This window comes from Thermomonospora echinospora (assembly GCF_900108175.1).
In the GTDB taxonomy this organism is placed as follows: Bacteria; Actinomycetota; Actinomycetes; order Streptosporangiales; family Streptosporangiaceae; genus Thermomonospora; species Thermomonospora echinospora.
In genome coordinates this window covers 1-16022 of the sequence record NZ_FNVO01000050.1, presented here as the reverse complement: position 1 = coordinate 16022, position 16022 = coordinate 1, and the positions used below count along the sequence as shown (strand labels likewise).

Here is a 16022-nt window from a genome sequence, read left to right as displayed (position 1 = left end):
GAGCAAAACGACAACGTCACCGCTTTGCCCGAACCAAAGCACAGAACCGTCGCTAACCCCAAAAGAGCAAAACGACAACGTCACCGCTTTGCCCGCAACGGCGGACGAACGAACCGGCGCGACGGGACCGGACGGAACAGGCCGCATGCCCGGCGCGCCGGGGCGGGCGGCCGCTGGCGACGCGCAGCGGCGCCCTTGAAGACGTAGAGAAAGTTCTCATCCGTGGTCGTCGTCTTGCTGGAGCCCTAGTTGGCGTTCAAGCTCAGCGATGCGGCGGTCACGCTCTTGGATCCGTGCGGCCAGCTCGACGGGAGACAGTGGCGCTGCCTTGTCGAGACGGTCCCCGAGTCTTCTGGTCAAGGCGGCTAGCCCCAGGAACACGAAGTAGCCGGGCCAGACCAACGCCATCCAGGCCGCCTGCTGTGCTGCGTTCCTTCGGGCTTCGGGCACGCCCCAGTACTCGACGGCACGTCTGATGTAGATCGGTGGCAGGTAACGGAAGCCGATGTAGAGGTATCCGACACATGCGCCTAGAGCAACGATGACTGTCACGGCAACACCTTCCGCCTCCATCTAGCTGGCTTGCTGGTTTGTCTCGTGGCGGCGGCGCCATGCTGCGCAGCGGTCGATGTAGGCGGGTAGGTGCTGGGCCTGGAAGTCTTCGGCTGACCAGTCGTGGGGTTCGACGGTGGCGCCGGGGTTGCAGACGTAGGCCCAGCCGTGGCGGCCGTCGGTCAGGTCCAGGCGCTTGAGTTCGTATACCGGGTCTTCGAACGCGTCCAGGACTCGCCACTCTTCGGGGGTGAGGCCGGTCAGGAGGTAGCCGGTTGCGGTGCCTGTGCCGGGGACCAAGCCGGGGTAGGGGCGTTCGGGTAGGGCTGCCACGCGCCATCCGTGGGCGGCTGCGGGGTCGTGGTCGGGGACGCGGTCGATGAGGGTGAAGAGGACTTCAGGAAACTGGAGGCTTCCGTAGACGAACAGGGCCTCCGGGTCCACCGATAGGCGGTCCGGCCGGCCAGAGGTCGGCGAGTTCGGCTGGGGTGAGTGGGTCCCGGTATGCGGCATGGAGCACCTCCCGGATCACCCTAGCGTCGGCTTCGGCGAGAGCGGCGAACCAGTCGAGTCCGGCTGGGTAGGCCCACATATAGGTGCGTAGCTGGGGGTCGGCGCCCCGGTCGGCGAGTAGGCCGGCGATGGTGGCGTCATTCCACCAAGGGACGCGGGCGCGGATGTGGTCAGCACAGTCGATGGCCGGGGTTCCGGCGTTGAGGGCCTGGTGGGCTTCGGCGCGGACCAACTGTGTGTAGTGCTCGATGCGTACGCGGGTGGTGAGCGGCTTGTCGTCGGGGGTGATGGTCAGGGGGAAGGCTTGGGCCAGTCCTTCGAGCATGACCTGTTGGGGGGCGTGCACCGACAGCAGACGGACCCACGGAACGTCTTCGGCCTGCGCTCGGGCTGCGAGGCTGGCGCTTTGCAGACCGTGGCCGAGAACCTCGTGTAGGGCGAACTGGCGGGCGCTGACCTGGGTGAACTCGGCGTTGGTCAGGTTGAGGCGTAGGCGGACCCGCTCGCCTGCGCCGTCCAGCCAGTAGCCCCAGTAGGCATCGACCTCGGCGGCTTCGATCGTCAGTGTGTAGGGGGCGGTGGAGCCGGTCGCCTCCCGGACGGCGGGCTCCAGTTCCTCGGCGGCCTGGCGGATGGCGTCGGGGGCGTCCCGGACATCGAGCCATCCCTCAAGCTCGCGTAGGTCGGAGTTGGTATTCGGACCCCACTTGATGCCCAGATCGGCAAGGGCGGTGCGGGCGGCCTCGGCGCGCTCGGTGACGTACTCGGCCGGCCAACCGGCGGCGGCGCATCCCTGCGTCGCACGCACGTAGTCGGCCAACGGCGGATGCTCCCCCAGTAGTGCACCGAGGTAGGCCAGATCGGCGCGGACCCGGACGGCAACGGGGCCGGTGAGGTGGGGCAGCATCTCGGCCAACCGCCGGTAGGTCGTCAGGCGGTCGGCCGGCTCCGGCTCGGCCGCGGTGGGAGCACAGTCAAAGTCGATGATCGGGGACAGGCCGCGGGCCACCTCGTGGGCGTTCCATGCCCTCAGAACGTGCTCTACCTCGTCACGCCGGCTCATGGGGGACGTCCCATCGCACGGTCACGGCCTGGTTCGGCCTGAGGTGGTCGCGGTTCAAAGTGATCACGACGTCGTCGCCTTCGTAGTCCCACACGAGACCGGCGTCCGCGGAGTTCTCCGACCCGTCCGGGTGCTCCTCGATCGCCCAGCAGCGCAGCAGCTTCCCGGCTCCTCGGTGGCGAACGCTGATCGTGAGGTGCCGCACGTGGCGAGGGATGGACTGACGCCAGTAGTGATCGGCAAGGAACTGGCCGCCCTCGACCCGGTAGCCGATGATCGCCGACTCCCCCGGCGGGAGCGGCGGCGACATCTGACAGGCGAATTTGGCCAGGTTGGCCGTGTCGTGAATGCGCTGGATCATGACCCGGCGCTCCGAGTCGGGAGCAGGGTCGATGCTGAGCAGCTCGCGCGTGTTCTCGAACCACACTTCCCGGGCCAGACGAGTCAATGGCCGGTCGCTGAGGTTGAGCAGCTCGTGTTGGTAGGTCACCCTCGACCAGCCATCGGGGTCTATGTCGATGTCACAGCGCATCGACAGTTCGATGATGTTGCCGCTCAGCTCGGCGCCCCACCGGTCCGGCTGGACGTCGCCGGCCTCCGCCTGCGATGAGGTCTCCGTGGGTGTGGGCGTCGGCGAGACTTCGGGCATGGGCGGCGCCTGGTCGTCGTCCACTCGCTCGAAAAGCTGCTCGGCGGTCCAGCCGGGGAACATCTTCTCCAGCACCCGGCAGTGATCGGGGTACGGAAGCCCTTTGACCTCGCCGGACGTCCAGCGGTGAAGCTGCGCCCGGCTCGGTCCCTTCCCGACCAGCGACGGGTCGACCTTGCGCGCGGCCTTGTCGTACTCGGCGAGGAAGGTCCGGTGCGTCTGCCAGTGACGTTCGCGTAGCAGGACCTTCAACCGCACTGGGTGGGTCATGATCACGCCCTCCGTCCGGCCTCGAAGCTAACACGGATGGGACATAGATGAGACGAAGTGAGCACAAGACGTCCGGAATGCGCTACGGACGGTATCGCAGTGCGACGTGTCTCCCCGCGAGCCTCGAAATGTGATCGACGGCGGGTCCGGTGAGGGTGGCGTTGGAGGGGGTCACTCTCACCGGTCCGCTTCCGACGAGGGGCGTACCAATGGAAACGAGCATGTCGGTTGAACTGGAGTTGCTCGCGGAACTGCGCGGGGCGCTCACCGAGTACGAGATCAGTTCGGAAGTCCATGAGGACGTGGCGGCCTTGGCCGTGTCGACGGACACCCCGGGCGTCTACCTGTGGGTGTTCGTGAGCTTCTCGGGCCGGTTCTTCTCCTGGAACCGGGGCAACCACCAGCACCCCGTCAACGACATCCCCGGGACGGCGCGGCGGCTCAAGACGCACATCGAGGGATTCCATCTGTTGGGGGGTGCTGAGCAGTGAGGGGCGGTCAGCGGTTGGGGCCGGCGGCGCTGCTGGGCGGTGCCAAGAGCGCCATCAAGGCGGCGCTCCCCGTTCGGTCGACCGTCCGGGACGACTCCGGCCGTTGGATCCCGGCCCCTTCCGGCTCCCGGCCGATGCGGTCGCTCTCGGCTGGTCGGCGGTCTTCGGCCCGGACGGCTCATGCGGCTGAGTGGGCGGTGGCCTCCCGGCTCCAGGCGTCCTGTCCCGGGTGGCTGGTGATGTGGTCGCCGTGGCGGCGCAAGTTCACCGCGTTCGCGTGCCTCATGCCGGAGTCGATGATCATCGACGAGTCGACGGCCGAACTGCTCATCGAGCAGATACACCGTATGGAGATGCGTTCGGTCATCCCGGCCGGGCGTTGGTGAGGCGCGGCCGATGGACAACGAGAGGACTGCCCGGCGCGCTCACAGGATCACGGCCACGTGCCCGATCAAATGTCTCAAGCCGCTGCTGTCGGCCCGGGCCTTCAACCCACTGGTTCACAAGTACGACGGGCCGCGCACGGTGGGCGATGTGGTCGAGCTCCACCAGAGGGAGGAACTCACCATGATCCGAAACCTCGGCCCACACCGCATCGCAGAGATCGAGTTGGTCCTTGTCCTCGCCGGACTGCTCTCCGAGCACGATCACCCCTACGGCACGTCCGAGCGGCTGGACAGCCTCAGCGCCGAGGACGGCGGCTGATGATCGGGCCACAACCGGCCGGGGCCGAGCAAAGAACACGAACCGACCTTCCGCCCGTACGGGCGATCACCAGGAAGAGGGCGACTGGACTGACCGAAGAGGAACGCCGGCTACTGCTGGCCGAACTGGCCGAGATCATGGCCGAACTGGATGAGTTGCAGAGCCGGGCCTCGGAGATCGCCGCCCGCGTCAGCGGTCCCGAGTCCGCTCGTCTAGCTCGTCCAGCTTAGAACTGAGGCGCCGGAGCTGCCCCCGCATCTCCTGGAGCTGTGAGAAGAGGAGTTGGAACTCCTCGCTCCGCTCCGGGGTGGGCTCTCCGGCGTCTTGCTCGTCCGGGGCGGCGATCACTCGTGCGCCTCGGGCGCCCTGGCGGGTCTGGACGAGACCCTCCTCCTTGAGAACCGCGATGGCGTTGCTGACGGTCATCCCGGCGACGCCGTACCGCTCCGCCAGCTCGCCCGCCGGCGGCAAGAGGTCACCCACCTGATACCGGCCGGACGCGATGTCCCGGCGTAGGTCGTCGGCGATGCGCACATACGGCTTGCGGCGGTCTACAGGGCCTTTTGCCATGTCAGGCAGTCTACGCCTGGGCCTAGGTGTCTAGGTACCTAAGGAAATTTCCGGCCAGAGCGTTGACTTTACTACTTCCCTAGGTATGTTGGTAGGTGTTGAAGTCAGGCAAGGGGCTGGAGGGCTCATGCGAAACATCCCGGTTGACGTCTCGGCGCTCACGTTCGTGTGCGTGTCGCCGCCACGTCCCAAGCTGATCAACCAGGACACCGGTGAGGTCAAGGTGGACCGCAACGGCCAGACGGTCTACACCGTGGGCCTGTCGGCGGCTGACGAGTCCGGCCGCGTGGAACTGGTGAACGTGGCGGTCTCCGGTGACCCGGGAGTGGCGATCGGCCAGGTGGTCACCCCGGTCGGGCTGGTGGGGTTCCCGTGGGAACAGCACATCAACGGCCGGATGCGGTGGGGCATCGCCTACCGCGCCGAGCAGATCGTTCCCGCTGCTCCGGTCATGCCGGTCGACTCGTCGGCCTCGACCCCGGCGGCCTGAGCGGCGGTCCGGCGATGAACGATCTGCTTCTGGTGCTCGCAGTCTCGGCCGCTGTCGTGGTGGCCGGGCTGTGGGCCTGGCGCCGGTATCACCCGGCCTCGTTCTGGTACGGCGTCGGCTACCCGTCCCGGATGCTGCTGGTGTATCTGACCTGGGCGCACGTGGCCTCCGGCTGCGGCCTGTCGCGCAAGCGGCGCCGCTGGCGCCTGACCCTGGACGCCGTTCCGGTGGCAGGGCCGGCGGCCCGCTCGGTCACCGTCGCTCAGTACAAGCGGCGGATGCGGCGGGTGGACATCGAGCGGGCGCCCCGCCTGGGCTGGCTGCGGCCGACCCGGCTCGGCTGGCGGGTCCGCGTGCGGCTGCACGACGGGCAGGTCCCGGCGGACTACGAGAAGGCGGCGGAGGGCATCGCGCACGCCTGGCGGGTCCACTCCGTGCGGGTGGTCGACGTCCGGCCCGGCAAGGTCACCTTGTGGGCGACCATGCGCGACCCGCTCACCGAGGTCTCCGTGGTCTGCGAAACGGGGGAGTTGCTGACCGTGCGGCCCGGGAAGCTGGAGAACGGCGCGGACTGGGTGATCGACTTCCGCACCGTGCCGCACTGGCTGAACGCCGGGGCCACGCAGTCGGGGAAGTCCAACCTGGCGAACGCGATCCTCAAGGGGCTGGCTCCTCAGCCGGTGGCGCTGGTGGGCTTCGATCTCAAGGGCGGGGTGGAGTTCACCCCGTATGCGCCGCGGCTGTCGGCGCTGGCTACGACCCGGGCCGAGTGCGTGGGCCTGCTGGCCGATCTGGTCGGCGAGGTGGAGGCGCGCATGGCCACCTGCCGGGCGCAGGGGGCGCGGAACGTGTGGACCCTGCCTGAGGACCTGCGGCCGGTGCCGATCGTGGTCTTGGTGGATGAGGTGGCCGAACTGTTCCTCATGGCCGACAAATCCGAGAAGGAGGAGGTGGCCAAGACTGGTACCGCGCTGCTGCGGGTGGCCCAGCTCGGCCGGGCGTTCGCCGTCCACCTGATCGTGTGCGGGCAGCGCATCGGCTCCGATCTAGGACCCGGTGTGACGGCGCTGCGCTCGCAGTTGTCGGGGCGGGTGTGCCATCGGGTCAACGATCCCGAGACCGCGACCATGACCCTGGGCGACCTCGACCCGGCCGCCCTGGACGCTGCGCGGGCGATTCCGGCCGAGACGCCGGGGGTGTGCGTGGTGGCCGGCCAGGACGGCACCTGGCACCGCGCCCGCTCCGTCTACGTCCCCGAACACCAGGCCGAACAGGCCGCCCGCACCTTCGCGCACCTGGCCCCGGCCTGGGCCGACCTGATCGGCGGACCCCCGACGGTCCGCCCGGCCGCCGCCTAGCGGCGCTGCCCTCTCTTCTCTCTTGCGGCTGGCGTGAGCCCTGATCACGCCGCGTCCCTACCCGACCCATGCCCGAAAACCCGATCCGATGGAGTTGCCCGTGACCGCCCGCGTGATCGTCCTGCGGCCTCGTCGCCTCACCCGTCCGCCGGTCCGTCCTCGTCCCGTCCCGGCGCGTCCCCGCCCCGTCCCCGGCCGTCCGTTCCCGTCCCGGCGGGTCCGCTCGTCCGTCCTGGTGGGGCCGGTGGTGGAGTGGGACGGCGTCCGCGGCCTGCACACCGCCACCTGCGGCCGGTGCGCCGACACCATGACCGCCCGGTCCGCCGAATACGCCTACGGGTGGGCCGAGACGCACGAGTGTGACCCGGAACTGGCCGCGCTGCTGGCCGACATCTGCGGCGGGACGGCAGCGTGACCCGCCGCGCCTTGCCCGTGCTGGCCGACTCCGGGCCGGTGGTCATCCTCGCCGGTATCGCGGCGGCCGGGTCGTTCACCCACATCCGCGACACCGCCCGCGAACACGGCCAGCACGGCTGGATGGCCTGGGCCATCGCGGTCTGCATCGACCTGACCTGCGTGATGGCCGCCCGGGAACGGCAGCGCGACAAACGCACCCGGCGGGACACCGCCCGGCTGTCGTGGCCGACGTGCGTGCTGGTCGGCGGCATCCTGCTGTCCCTGGCCGCCAACCTGGCCCAAGCCAAGCCGACCGTGTGGGGGTGGGTCACCGCCGGCACCCCGGCCGCCGCCTTCCTGGTCGCCGTCTCCATGCTCGAACGCCGCGCGGCTGTTCATACCGCTCGTTCTGACGGCTCGTCCTCGGCGGGGCTGTCCGTCCCGCCGTCCTTCGGCCGCCCCGCCTCGTCCCCGCCGTCCTCGGCGCCGTCGCCGGTCCCGGCGGTCCAGGACGGTGCCCGTCCCGAACTGGCCGCCTCCGGCTCCACCCCGGCCCCGGCCGAGGACGGACAGACCGAGATCCCGCTACCCGCCACCGACCCGGCTCGCCCGGCTGGCTCAGCCGGTCCGGCGGGTCTGGCGGGGCCGTTGGTGGAGTTCGCCCGGCGGGTGGCCGACGACCACCACACCAAACACGGCCGCCCCATCACCCGCGACACCCTGCGCGCACGCCTGGGGGTCTCCAACCAGCTCGCCTCCGAACTGCTCCGCCAGATCCGCGACCAGTCCGCCACCTGACCCCTACTTGGGAGGAACCCGCATGACCGCCAACCCGATCGTTCCCGGTGACCTGTTCGCCCGGCATCAGACCATCGCCGGCCTGCGCGCCCTGGCCGACTTCCTGGAGGCCAACCCCGCCGTCCCCGTGGACGAGTACGGCGAGGACTACAGCGTCTACACCCGCGGCCACTGCGACACCGGTCAGCGGACCGAGGTCGACCGGATCGCCGCCCTGCTCGGCGTCCCCGCCACCGAAAGCGGCACCCGCTACCTGGCCTCCCGCACCTTCGGACGCATCACCTACCGCATCGTGCACATCCCCGCCCGCACCCGGGCCGAGAACGACGCCCGCAACAGCTACTGGAACAACATCACCCCCGACCCCGCCGACCACGACCCCGCCGCCGGACAGGTCGCCTGATGCCCACCCCCAACCCGGCCGAGCCTCCCGCCGCCAGCGCCCCTTCGGCCGACCGGCCGCCGGTCTCACCGGTCCCGGTGGTGCGGCGGTGGGTGTGCTGCCACTGCGGCGGCACCGGCCTCACCGGAGACGGCGACACCTGCCCGCACTGCCACGGCCACGGCCACGACTAACCCCGGCCCCCTCGACCCCTCGATCGGAGAAGACCCGTGTTCGTTCGCCGCTGCGGCTTCATCGCCTTCTGGCTCGTCCTGACCCTCTACGTCCTGCGCCACCCCCTCGGGGCCGCTCAGACCGTGGCCGCCATCGGCTCCGGGCTGGCCGCGCTCGCCGACGCGCTGGCCGCGTTCGCCTCCGCTCTTTAGCTCAGCCGCCCCCGGCGTGGCCGCACAGCCGCCAAGCACACGCCGCCACGTCGGGGGCCATCCCCCAACCGCCTCAACGGACCAGGGAGACCCGCCCATCGTGCCCCACGCCGCCCTCACGCCGGTGGCCGTCCGCGACATGGCCACCAAACTCGCCCGTCACGACTTCCGCCACTGGGCCGCCCGCACCCGCGCCCTGGGCGGCTGCGCCCAGCCGGTGCACCTGCGCGGCCGAGTCGAACACCTCGACCCGCTGACCGGTGAGGTGCTGCACCGCTACACCACCAGCCGGGAACCGGGCGGGACGCTGCGGGTGGCCTGCAAGACCCGCCGCGCCTCCCGCTGCCCGGCCTGCGCCGAGACCTACCGCGCCGACACCTACCACCTGGTCCGGGCGGGCCTGGTCGGCGGCAAAGGCGTCCCGGACTCGGTCACCGCCCATCCGGCCGCGTTCGTCACCCTCACCGCACCCTCCTTCGGGCCGGTGCACACCCGGCGCGAAAAGCCCGGCGGCGTCCAGCCCTGCCACCCCCGCCGTGACGCCGAGAGGTGCCCACATGGTCGGCGGCTGTCGTGCACCCTCCGGCACGGCGCCGAGGATCCGCGGCTGGGGGAGCCGCTGTGCCCGGACTGCTACGACCACACCGGCTCCGTGCTCTTCAACGCCCTGGCCCCGGAGTTGTGGCGCCGGTTCACCCTGGCCCTGCGACGGCGCCTGGCCAAAGCGGCGGGCCTGACCGTCACAGCGCTGGGCGACGCGCTGACCGTGTCGTTCGCCAAGGTCGCCGAATACCAACGGCGCGGCGTCGTGCACTTCCATGCCGTGATCCGCCTCGACGGACCCGGCGGACCGGCCGCCGAACCGCCCGCCTGGGCCACCCATGACCTGCTCGCCGAAGCGGTCCGGCAGGCGGCCCGCGCGGTCACCGTCACCACCCCCGAAGCCCCCGGCGTCCCGGCCCGGTCGCTGGCCTGGGGGACTCAACTCGACATCCGCCCCATCACCACCACGGGGGAACTGACAGACAAGGCGGTGGCCGGCTACATCGCCAAATACGCCACCAAAGCCGCCGAATGCGTCGGCACCCTCGACCGGCGCATACGCGCCACCGACGACCCGAACGACCTACCCGTCAGCAACCACGCCCGGCGGCTGATCGGCGAATGCCTCCGCCTGGGCACCCTGGAAGAGATGGCCGAACTGCGCCTTGCCGAGTGGGCCCACATGCTCGGCTTCCGCGGCCACTTCTCCACCAAATCCCGCCACTACTCCACCACCCTCGGACAACTCCGCACCGACCGCATCCACCACAACCAGCGCGCTCGCGAGATCACCACCGGACGCCTGCCCTTCACCGACGAGGACCAGGTCCTCGTCATCGCCCACTGGCGCTACGTCGGCCAGGGCCTCACCCCCGGCGAGGTGCTGCTCACCGCTGCCCTGACCGGCACACCCCTGCCGCCCCTGCACCCGTCCGCCGACGAGAGGACCGATCTATGACGCCACTCATGCTCACCGTCCCCGAAGCGGCCCGCGCGCTGGCGATCTCCCGCAGCAAGCTCTATGAGCTGATCAAATCCGGCGCGCTGCGGTCGGTGCGCATCGAAGGCTCCCGCCGCATTCCCCGCAAAGCCCTCGACGACTACATCGACCACCTGCTCAGCCTGGAAGAAGCCGCCTGATGCCCGACACCCCCAACAAGCCCAACACTCCCCGTAAGGCCCGGCCTAAGCTCCGCGACGGCGTCATGAAACGCGGAACCACCTGGTCCTACGTCATCCGCGTCAAGGACCCCGAAACCGGCATCTCCAAACCCAAATGGGTCGGCGGGTTCCCCACCGAGGACGAAGCCAAAGCCGCCCGCGACGAAGCCCGCGTCAAGGCCCGGCGCGGGGAGTACATCGACCGCAACGCCATCACCGTCGCCGAATACCTCGATGAGTGGATCGAGGCGCACGCGGTGGAGATCAAGCCCAAGACCCTCCAGGACTACCGGCATCTGATCGAGCGGCACGTCAAACCGCACATCGGCGGCCTGCGCCTCCAGGCCGTCCGCCCAGCCAGGATCACCAAGCTTTACCGCGACCTCGTGACGAGCGGCGGCCGGAACGGCGCGGGGCTGTCACCTCGCACGGTCGCCTACGTTCACGCGGTGCTGCGCAAGGCGTTCGGTGACGCCGTGCTCGTTGACCAACTCCTACCGTCCAACCCCGTCGAGCGGGCCAAGCGGCCCCGTACGCAGCGGCCGGAGCCGGGGAAGATCTGGACTGCCGCCCAGCTCCGGGCGTTCCTCAAGGTGGCCGAGAGCCACCGACTGTCTGCCTTCTTCCACCTGGCCGCCTACACCGGCGCCCGGCGTGGTGAACTGCTGAACCTGCGGTGGCGGGACGTCGACCTCGACGGCGCAACGATCCACATCAAGGGCTCGGCGGCGTTCGTGGCCGGCCAGCGCATCGAGGGGACGACCAAGAGCGGCCGGTCCCGCATCGTCAGCATCGACGCCGGAACGGTCAAGGTCCTGCGGGCTCACCGCAAGCGGCAGGCCGCCGAACAGCTCGAAGCCGGGGAGTCCTGGAAGGCCACCGATGACCACGTGTTCCGTACCGCCTGGGGCGACCCGATCCACCCCGACACGGTCTCATCGCTCATGTCCGACCTGATCAAGGTGCACAACGCTCCGAAGGATGGCCCACGACCCGCCGCGCCACTGCCGCATGCCCGGCTGCACGACCTCCGCCACATCCACGCGACCACGCTGCTCCTGGCGGGCGTTCCCGTCCACGTGGTGGCCGCCCGGCTGGGCCATGCCGACCCGTCGATCACCCTCAGGGTCTACGCCCACGTGATCAACGAGCAACTCGCGGAAGCGGCCGAGGTCTTCGCCAAGACGATCGGGGAGGGCGCGGCCTGAGACGACCCCGCTGTTAGCAGACCCGTTAGCAAAGGGCCCCTTGCGCAAGATCGCAAGGGGCCCTTCACCTGTGGCGCAGCCGAAGGGATTCGAACCCCTAACCTTCTGATCCGTAGTCAGATGCTCTATCCGTTGAGCTACGGCTGCCGGCCAGAGAAGAGCATACCGGCTGTCGGGCGTGAGGACGAATCGGTTCCGTATCCGGTGGTCCGGAGGGGGTGGTCGGGGTGGTCGGGGCGGGGGCGGTCAGGCGGTGTTCCGCCCGTGGTCGTCTCGGTGTTCGATGGCGGCAAGGTCCCGGCCGTAGGTTCCGGTGCGCCGGAACGGAGGTAGTTCATGTCTCGAATCACACGTGTGCTGGCCGGAGGGCTGGCCGTGGCGGCTGTGGCGGGGTTCTGCACGACGGTGGCGGGTGGGGTCGCGCCGGCCGCGGCCGATCGGGCCGGGCGGCCGGTCGTCATCGGGCATCGGGGGGCCAGCGGGCTGCGGCCGGAGCACACTCTGGCCTCCTATCGGATGGCCATCTCGCAGGGTGCCGACTACATCGAGCCGGACATCGTGGCGACCAAGGATCGCAGGCTGGTGGCCCGCCACGACAACTGGCTGGCCGACTCCACCGACGTGGAGAACCGGTCGGAGTTCGCCGACCGCAGGAAGACCAAGACCGTCGACGGGACCACTCGTACCGACTGGTTCACCGAGGACTTCACGCTCGCCGAGTTGCGGACGCTGCGCACCGAGGAGCGGATCCCGGCGGTGCGGCCCGACAACACGGTCTTCGACGGGCTGGAGCCGATTCCGACGCTGGAGGAGGTGCTGGAGCTGGCCCGTAAGCACGACGTGGGCGTGTACCCGGAGACCAAGCATCCGACCTACTTCGACGGCCTCGGGCTGTCCATGGAGGAGCCGCTGGTCGCGACCCTGCACCGGTACGGGTTCGACAGCCGCGGGGACAAGGTCTTCATCCAGTCGTTCGAGACCGCCAACCTGCGGGATCTGCGCCACCTCACCAAGGTGCGCCTCGTTCAGCTGATCGACGGCTCGGGTGCGCCGTACGACCTGGTCAAGAGTGGTGACCGGCGTACCTATGCCGACCTGGTCAAGCCCGAGGGCCTGAAGTGGATCGCCTCCTATGCCCAGGGGGTCGGCCCGGCGACGAACCGGATCGTCCCGGTGACCGCCGACGGGCGGCTCGGCACGCCCACCACCCTGGTGCGGGACGCGCACCGGCGCGGCCTGACCGTGCACACCTGGACGGTGCGGAACGAGAACGAGTTCCTGCCCGCCGACTTCCGCCAGGGGAACGCCGCCGCCCCCGGCTACCGGTCGGCCACCGGTGATGTGGGCGGCTGGCTGTCCAAGCTCTACAAGCTGGGGGTGGACGGGGTCTTCTGCGACGATCCGTCGGCCGGGGTCGGCGCGCGCACCGAGGTCTTCGGCTCCTGAACGATCGGCATGAACCAATGGGGCCGCCGTAGCGACAAAGGAGGTATTCGAGACGGGTGCTCCCGGGCTTCACGCTCCCGTCTCCGCCGATCCCCCCACAGAAAGCGAGTCCTCCCATGCGTGTGCGAACGACCAGGCTCCTCGGCGTTCTCGCCATCGGCGGTGTGATGCTGTCGTCGACCGCCTGCCTTCCAGGGCTGGACGGCGTGACCGGCGGCGGCGAGAAGACCGCGGCCTGCAACGCCATGACGCAGGAGATCAGCTCTGTGTCGACCCGGGCGACGCAGAACCTGTCCAACCCCACGGCGATGGCCCAGATCTACTCCGACGCCGCCACCAAGGTCCGCGCCGAGGGCCAGAAGGCCGGCGGCGACGTCCAGGAGGCGGCCGGCCAGGTGGCCGACGACCTGGAGGAGCTGGCCCAGCTGCTGCGCGACCTCGACAGCGGCAACATCCGGGTCCCCGACACCAGCAAGCTGACCACCAGCGGCGCCCGGCTCCAGCAGGCCTGCGCCTCCTGACCCGCCGCTCCCGCCGGTCACGTCCCGCTCCGTTCCACCGGAACGAGACGTGACCGGCGGCCTTGTCCACTCCTGGCCGGACCGACTCACCGGGCCGCGCTTTGCCGCCGCGTCCCCCGCCCGGTAGCCTGTGTTCGACCTACGGGTCTCCAGGAGGATTCGCCTAGTCAGGTCTATGGCGCCGCACTGCTAATGCGGTTTGGGTGCAAACCCATCCGGGGTTCAAATCCCCGATCCTCCGCTCCTACCAGCGCCTCCGCTGGGGTCTCGGCCCCGGCGGAGGCGTTTTTGATCTTGTGGTGTGGCCATGGTGTGGCCACGAGGTCCCAGGGCCGCCCAGTCGGCATCCACTTACCGCCACCGAGTGTTCAGGGCAGGCCCCGAACACCGCCCAGATTGACTACTCTCCGTAATCAACCCCGCGGGCGACATCACAGTGATCAAGGACGGCGCCGCGACGACGGCATGCGGTGAAACGGTCGCCTTATGGGACCTGTACGGCATCAGACCAGGAGACCCCCATGACCCGTACCGAGCAAGCGCCGAAGCCCGGAATGACCTACTCCTGCGACCACACCACCTCGGTTGTCTGCCCCACCCACAAGCAAGGGCATGCGCCTCGCTGCGGCATCGAGAGTAGCGGTGCCGGCCAAGACAGCGACGTCCAGAACGAAGGCACCCCGATAAGCAACTCGCAGAAGCCGGCCCAAGCGGCCTGGCTGCCAGAGAGCGGCTGTCCGCGCTGGTGCACCTGGTCCAGCATGCACCAGGACAGCGATGCCTACGAGGACCGCAGTCATAGCGGTGGTGGGATCACCATGCCGCTCATGGCCGATGAGCCGCTGACGATCGACGCTCAGGCCGGCGGCGAGTTGAACCTGCACCTCATCCAGCACTACCGGGAGACTGAGCCCCGCGTGTGGATCGGACGCGACCAGTCCAACCAGGGCACGCATCTGTCCCTCGCTGAGACGGCCGATCTGATGGGGCATCTGGCCACCCTGCTGGCCACCGCCGAGGACGCCCAGCCCCGGCTGTCCGGACACCCCATCTGGTGTGCGGGTGAGAATTGCGGCGTGCACGGGCACTGGTCGGCCGACCGTGAGGCAGGGCCGATGCTTGCGGGGTTGACCCACGAGAACGGGCAGGTGGTGGTGAGCCTGCTCGCCGATGGCCGCTGCGCCAACAACGACCGACCTCTGACGCTGGACGAGGTCGAGGCTCTGGCTCACGAACTGCTGAAGCTCGTGGCCACCGCTCGCGTCACGACCGACTGCCTGTAGCGGCAGCAAGAAGCCCCAGGGCGTCCACTCTTGGGTTCTAGTGGTCGTCGCAACACCCCAGCGCAAGGGGTGCGATGGACTTCGGGATCCGGGTGGATCGTAGGCCGCAGGGGCGGAAGAAGCTGACCGCTGAGCGGGCTGCATACTTCCAGCTCATGCAGCAGGGGTATGGCAACGCGGAAGCCTGTCGGATCGTTGGTGTCAACCGGCGGACGGGCAAGCGGTGGCGTAACGGCTGGCACTCGCCAGGCAGGGGCAGGAAGGCGGTGCCTCCCATCCATAGGGAGGCACCGCCGGACCGCCCCTGCCGCTACCTGCGGGAGGCGGACCGGGTCCACATCGCCGACCGGCTGCGGGAGAAGGCGTCCATCCGGCAGATCGCGCGCGAGCTGGGCCGCAGCCCCTCGACCATCAGCCGGGAGATCCGCCGCAACGGCATGCCGCTGCGCGGCGACCACTCCAAGTGGGCCTACCGGCCGCACGCCGCGCAGGCCCGAGCCGATGCCCGCCGGCCGCGCCCCAAGCCCGGCAAGATCGGGCAGAACCCCCAGCTGCGCGACTTCATCCAGCGCCACCTCGGACTACGGTGGAGCCCGGAGCAGATCTGCCAGGCCCTCCGGGCCCGCTTTCCCGACCGGCCGGAGATGCACGTGGTCCACGAGACGATCTATCAGGCCCTTTATGTCCAGGGCCGCGGAGAGCTGCGCCGTGAGCTGGCCCGGGCACTGCGCACCGGCCGGGCCATGCGCCGGCCGCACCGCCAGTCCACCAGGCGTCAGCCGCGCATGTCCCCGAACATGGTCATGGTCAGCGAACGCCCCGCCGAGGCCGCCGACCGGGCCGTGCCCGGCCACTGGGAAGGCGACCTCATCATCGGCAAGGCGCACAAGTCCGCGATCGGCACGCTCGTCGAACGCGCCACCCGCTACGTGATGCTGGTCCACCTGCCCGACGGCCGCCAGCCCGCCCAGATGCGCGACGCGCTCATCCAGACCATCTCCACCCTGCCCGCCCAACTCCGACGATCGCTCACCTGGGACCAGGGCTCCGAGATGTGCCTGCACCAGCAGTTCAGCACCGCCACCGACATGCCGGTCTACTTCTGCGACCCCGGCAGCCCCTGGCAGCGCGGCTCCAACGAGAACACCTATTGGTGCAAGGTGGGTCGTGCGGGGCTGCTTCGACGGGAGAGGCTCCGCGATGGGCCGCTGGGTGACTCGGAGAACACGTGCCGGAA

22 protein-coding genes and 2 tRNA genes are annotated in these 16022 nt (G+C 69.7%); 18 read left to right on the top strand and 6 right to left on the bottom strand.

The genetic code is table 11. The features are described from left to right. Positions 1–216: 216 nt before the first annotated feature. The 4 genes from C4U03_RS39380 to C4U03_RS39365 are packed head-to-tail and all read right to left on the bottom strand — an operon-like array spanning position 217 to position 3047. Entirely contained in the window at positions 217–552 is a 336-nt protein-coding gene (locus C4U03_RS39380; RefSeq protein WP_146087711.1) for a hypothetical protein, read from the bottom strand. Positions 553–573: 21 nt separating this feature from the next. Next, on the bottom strand, positions 574–1065 hold the full coding sequence (locus C4U03_RS39375; RefSeq protein ID WP_103944952.1) for a gamma-glutamylcyclotransferase family protein: 492 nt from the start codon (positions 1063–1065) through the stop codon (positions 574–576). After that, on the bottom strand, positions 950–2128 hold the full coding sequence (locus tag C4U03_RS39370) for a hypothetical protein (protein ID WP_146087710.1): 1179 nt from the start codon (positions 2126–2128) through the stop codon (positions 950–952). Before C4U03_RS39370 ends, C4U03_RS39375 begins: the two co-directional genes overlap by 116 nt. Further along, complete coding sequence (locus tag C4U03_RS39365; protein WP_146087709.1) at positions 2115–3047, bottom strand: hypothetical protein; 933 nt, start codon at positions 3045–3047, stop codon at positions 2115–2117. Before C4U03_RS39365 ends, C4U03_RS39370 begins: the two co-directional genes overlap by 14 nt. A gap of 221 nt (positions 3048–3268) precedes the next feature. Between C4U03_RS39365 and C4U03_RS39360 the strand changes: the two genes are divergently transcribed. The 3 genes from C4U03_RS39360 (at position 3269) to C4U03_RS39350 (ending at position 4243) form a co-directional block, all read left to right on the top strand. After that, positions 3269–3538, top strand: a complete 270-nt coding sequence (locus C4U03_RS39360) for a hypothetical protein (protein WP_146087708.1) — start codon at positions 3269–3271, stop codon at positions 3536–3538. A 197-nt stretch (positions 3539–3735) separates the two neighbouring features. After that, positions 3736–3924: a hypothetical protein gene (locus C4U03_RS40245; RefSeq protein ID WP_146087707.1), complete on the top strand. Its 189-nt coding sequence runs from the start codon at positions 3736–3738 to the stop codon at positions 3922–3924. Between the two features lie 10 nt (positions 3925–3934). Then, on the top strand, positions 3935–4243 hold the full coding sequence (locus C4U03_RS39350; RefSeq protein WP_103944944.1) for a hypothetical protein: 309 nt from the start codon (positions 3935–3937) through the stop codon (positions 4241–4243). Between the two features lie 189 nt (positions 4244–4432). Here C4U03_RS39350 and C4U03_RS39345 read toward each other — a convergent pair whose 3' ends face one another. After that, the gene (locus C4U03_RS39345; RefSeq protein ID WP_103944942.1) at positions 4433–4813 is read right to left on the bottom strand and encodes a GntR family transcriptional regulator; all 381 of its coding nucleotides are present in this window, start codon (positions 4811–4813) and stop codon (positions 4433–4435) included. 127 nt (positions 4814–4940) lie between these two features. Between C4U03_RS39345 and C4U03_RS39340 the strand changes: the two genes are divergently transcribed. The 10 genes from C4U03_RS39340 (at position 4941) to C4U03_RS39305 (ending at position 11535) form a co-directional block, all read left to right on the top strand. Next, positions 4941–5303 (top strand): SCO3933 family regulatory protein, encoded by a 363-nt coding sequence (locus tag C4U03_RS39340; protein WP_103944940.1) that lies wholly within the window; start codon positions 4941–4943, stop codon positions 5301–5303. Positions 5304–5317: 14 nt separating this feature from the next. Beyond that, positions 5318–6661 (top strand): FtsK/SpoIIIE domain-containing protein, encoded by a 1344-nt coding sequence (locus tag C4U03_RS39335; RefSeq protein WP_103944938.1) that lies wholly within the window; start codon positions 5318–5320, stop codon positions 6659–6661. A 100-nt stretch (positions 6662–6761) separates the two neighbouring features. After that, on the top strand, positions 6762–7076 hold the full coding sequence (locus C4U03_RS39330; protein WP_103944936.1) for a hypothetical protein: 315 nt from the start codon (positions 6762–6764) through the stop codon (positions 7074–7076). Then, on the top strand, positions 7073–7855 hold the full coding sequence (locus C4U03_RS39325; RefSeq protein WP_103944934.1) for a DUF2637 domain-containing protein: 783 nt from the start codon (positions 7073–7075) through the stop codon (positions 7853–7855). Before C4U03_RS39330 ends, C4U03_RS39325 begins: the two co-directional genes overlap by 4 nt. A 22-nt stretch (positions 7856–7877) precedes the next feature. Further along, the gene (locus C4U03_RS39320) at positions 7878–8258 is read left to right on the top strand and encodes a hypothetical protein (protein WP_103944933.1); all 381 of its coding nucleotides are present in this window, start codon (positions 7878–7880) and stop codon (positions 8256–8258) included. After that, positions 8258–8431 carry a hypothetical protein gene (locus tag C4U03_RS40920; RefSeq protein WP_160147263.1) on the top strand — a complete coding sequence of 58 codons (174 nt, stop codon included), beginning with the start codon at positions 8258–8260 and terminating at the stop codon, positions 8429–8431. Before C4U03_RS39320 ends, C4U03_RS40920 begins: the two co-directional genes overlap by 1 nt. A gap of 36 nt (positions 8432–8467) precedes the next feature. Continuing rightward, positions 8468–8623: a hypothetical protein gene (locus C4U03_RS41575; RefSeq protein ID WP_200827793.1), complete on the top strand. Its 156-nt coding sequence runs from the start codon at positions 8468–8470 to the stop codon at positions 8621–8623. A gap of 139 nt (positions 8624–8762) precedes the next feature. Then, positions 8763–10124: a replication initiator gene (locus tag C4U03_RS39315; protein ID WP_103944958.1), complete on the top strand. Its 1362-nt coding sequence runs from the start codon at positions 8763–8765 to the stop codon at positions 10122–10124. Then, a complete protein-coding gene (locus C4U03_RS39310) occupies positions 10121–10306 on the top strand; it encodes a helix-turn-helix domain-containing protein (RefSeq protein ID WP_103944931.1) in 186 nt (61 codons plus the stop codon). Before C4U03_RS39315 ends, C4U03_RS39310 begins: the two co-directional genes overlap by 4 nt. After that, entirely contained in the window at positions 10306–11535 is a 1230-nt protein-coding gene (locus tag C4U03_RS39305) for a tyrosine-type recombinase/integrase (protein WP_235018407.1), read from the top strand. The genes C4U03_RS39310 and C4U03_RS39305 overlap by 1 nt, the downstream gene beginning before the upstream one ends. 71 nt (positions 11536–11606) lie before the next feature. On the opposite strand, the gene C4U03_RS39300 is transcribed toward C4U03_RS39305, so the two are convergent. Further along, a tRNA-Arg gene (locus C4U03_RS39300) sits at positions 11607–11682 on the bottom strand. Between the two features lie 189 nt (positions 11683–11871). Here C4U03_RS39300 and C4U03_RS39295 point away from each other — a divergent pair. The 5 genes from C4U03_RS39295 to C4U03_RS39275 all read left to right on the top strand — a co-directional run. After that, positions 11872–12981: a glycerophosphodiester phosphodiesterase gene (locus tag C4U03_RS39295; protein WP_103944929.1), complete on the top strand. Its 1110-nt coding sequence runs from the start codon at positions 11872–11874 to the stop codon at positions 12979–12981. Positions 12982–13097: 116 nt separating this feature from the next. Further along, a complete protein-coding gene (locus C4U03_RS39290; RefSeq protein WP_103944927.1) occupies positions 13098–13502 on the top strand; it encodes a hypothetical protein in 405 nt (134 codons plus the stop codon). A 152-nt stretch (positions 13503–13654) separates the two neighbouring features. After that, positions 13655–13743 (top strand) — tRNA-Ser (locus C4U03_RS39285). Between the two features lie 280 nt (positions 13744–14023). Continuing rightward, positions 14024–14785, top strand: coding sequence for a DUF6907 domain-containing protein (locus C4U03_RS39280; RefSeq protein WP_103944925.1), 762 nt, complete (start codon positions 14024–14026; stop codon positions 14783–14785). A gap of 74 nt (positions 14786–14859) precedes the next feature. Further along, positions 14860–16022 (top strand): IS30 family transposase (locus tag C4U03_RS39275; protein ID WP_407701470.1); only part of this gene is annotated, 1163 nt, incomplete at its 3' end.

Coding starts and splice junctions, on each gene's coding strand:
- C4U03_RS39375 (WP_103944952.1), bottom strand. CDS start 1,065: ATGCCGCATACCGGGACCCACTCACCCCAGCCGAACTCGCCGACCTCT.
- C4U03_RS39370 (WP_146087710.1), bottom strand. CDS start 2,128: ATGAGCCGGCGTGACGAGGTAGAGCACGTTCTGAGGGCATGGAACGCC.
- C4U03_RS39365 (WP_146087709.1), bottom strand. CDS start 3,047: ATGACCCACCCAGTGCGGTTGAAGGTCCTGCTACGCGAACGTCACTGG.
- C4U03_RS39360 (WP_146087708.1), top strand. CDS start 3,269: ATGTCGGTTGAACTGGAGTTGCTCGCGGAACTGCGCGGGGCGCTCACC.
- C4U03_RS39350 (WP_103944944.1), top strand. CDS start 3,935: ATGGACAACGAGAGGACTGCCCGGCGCGCTCACAGGATCACGGCCACG.
- C4U03_RS39345 (WP_103944942.1), bottom strand. CDS start 4,813: ATGGCAAAAGGCCCTGTAGACCGCCGCAAGCCGTATGTGCGCATCGCC.
- C4U03_RS39340 (WP_103944940.1), top strand. CDS start 4,941: ATGCGAAACATCCCGGTTGACGTCTCGGCGCTCACGTTCGTGTGCGTG.
- C4U03_RS39335 (WP_103944938.1), top strand. CDS start 5,318: ATGAACGATCTGCTTCTGGTGCTCGCAGTCTCGGCCGCTGTCGTGGTG.
- C4U03_RS39320 (WP_103944933.1), top strand. CDS start 7,878: ATGACCGCCAACCCGATCGTTCCCGGTGACCTGTTCGCCCGGCATCAG.
- C4U03_RS40920 (WP_160147263.1), top strand. CDS start 8,258: ATGCCCACCCCCAACCCGGCCGAGCCTCCCGCCGCCAGCGCCCCTTCG.
- C4U03_RS39315 (WP_103944958.1), top strand. CDS start 8,763: ATGGCCACCAAACTCGCCCGTCACGACTTCCGCCACTGGGCCGCCCGC.
- C4U03_RS39310 (WP_103944931.1), top strand. CDS start 10,121: ATGACGCCACTCATGCTCACCGTCCCCGAAGCGGCCCGCGCGCTGGCG.
- C4U03_RS39305 (WP_235018407.1), top strand. CDS start 10,306: ATGCCCGACACCCCCAACAAGCCCAACACTCCCCGTAAGGCCCGGCCT.
- C4U03_RS39295 (WP_103944929.1), top strand. CDS start 11,872: ATGTCTCGAATCACACGTGTGCTGGCCGGAGGGCTGGCCGTGGCGGCT.
- C4U03_RS39290 (WP_103944927.1), top strand. CDS start 13,098: ATGCGTGTGCGAACGACCAGGCTCCTCGGCGTTCTCGCCATCGGCGGT.
- C4U03_RS39280 (WP_103944925.1), top strand. CDS start 14,024: ATGACCCGTACCGAGCAAGCGCCGAAGCCCGGAATGACCTACTCCTGC.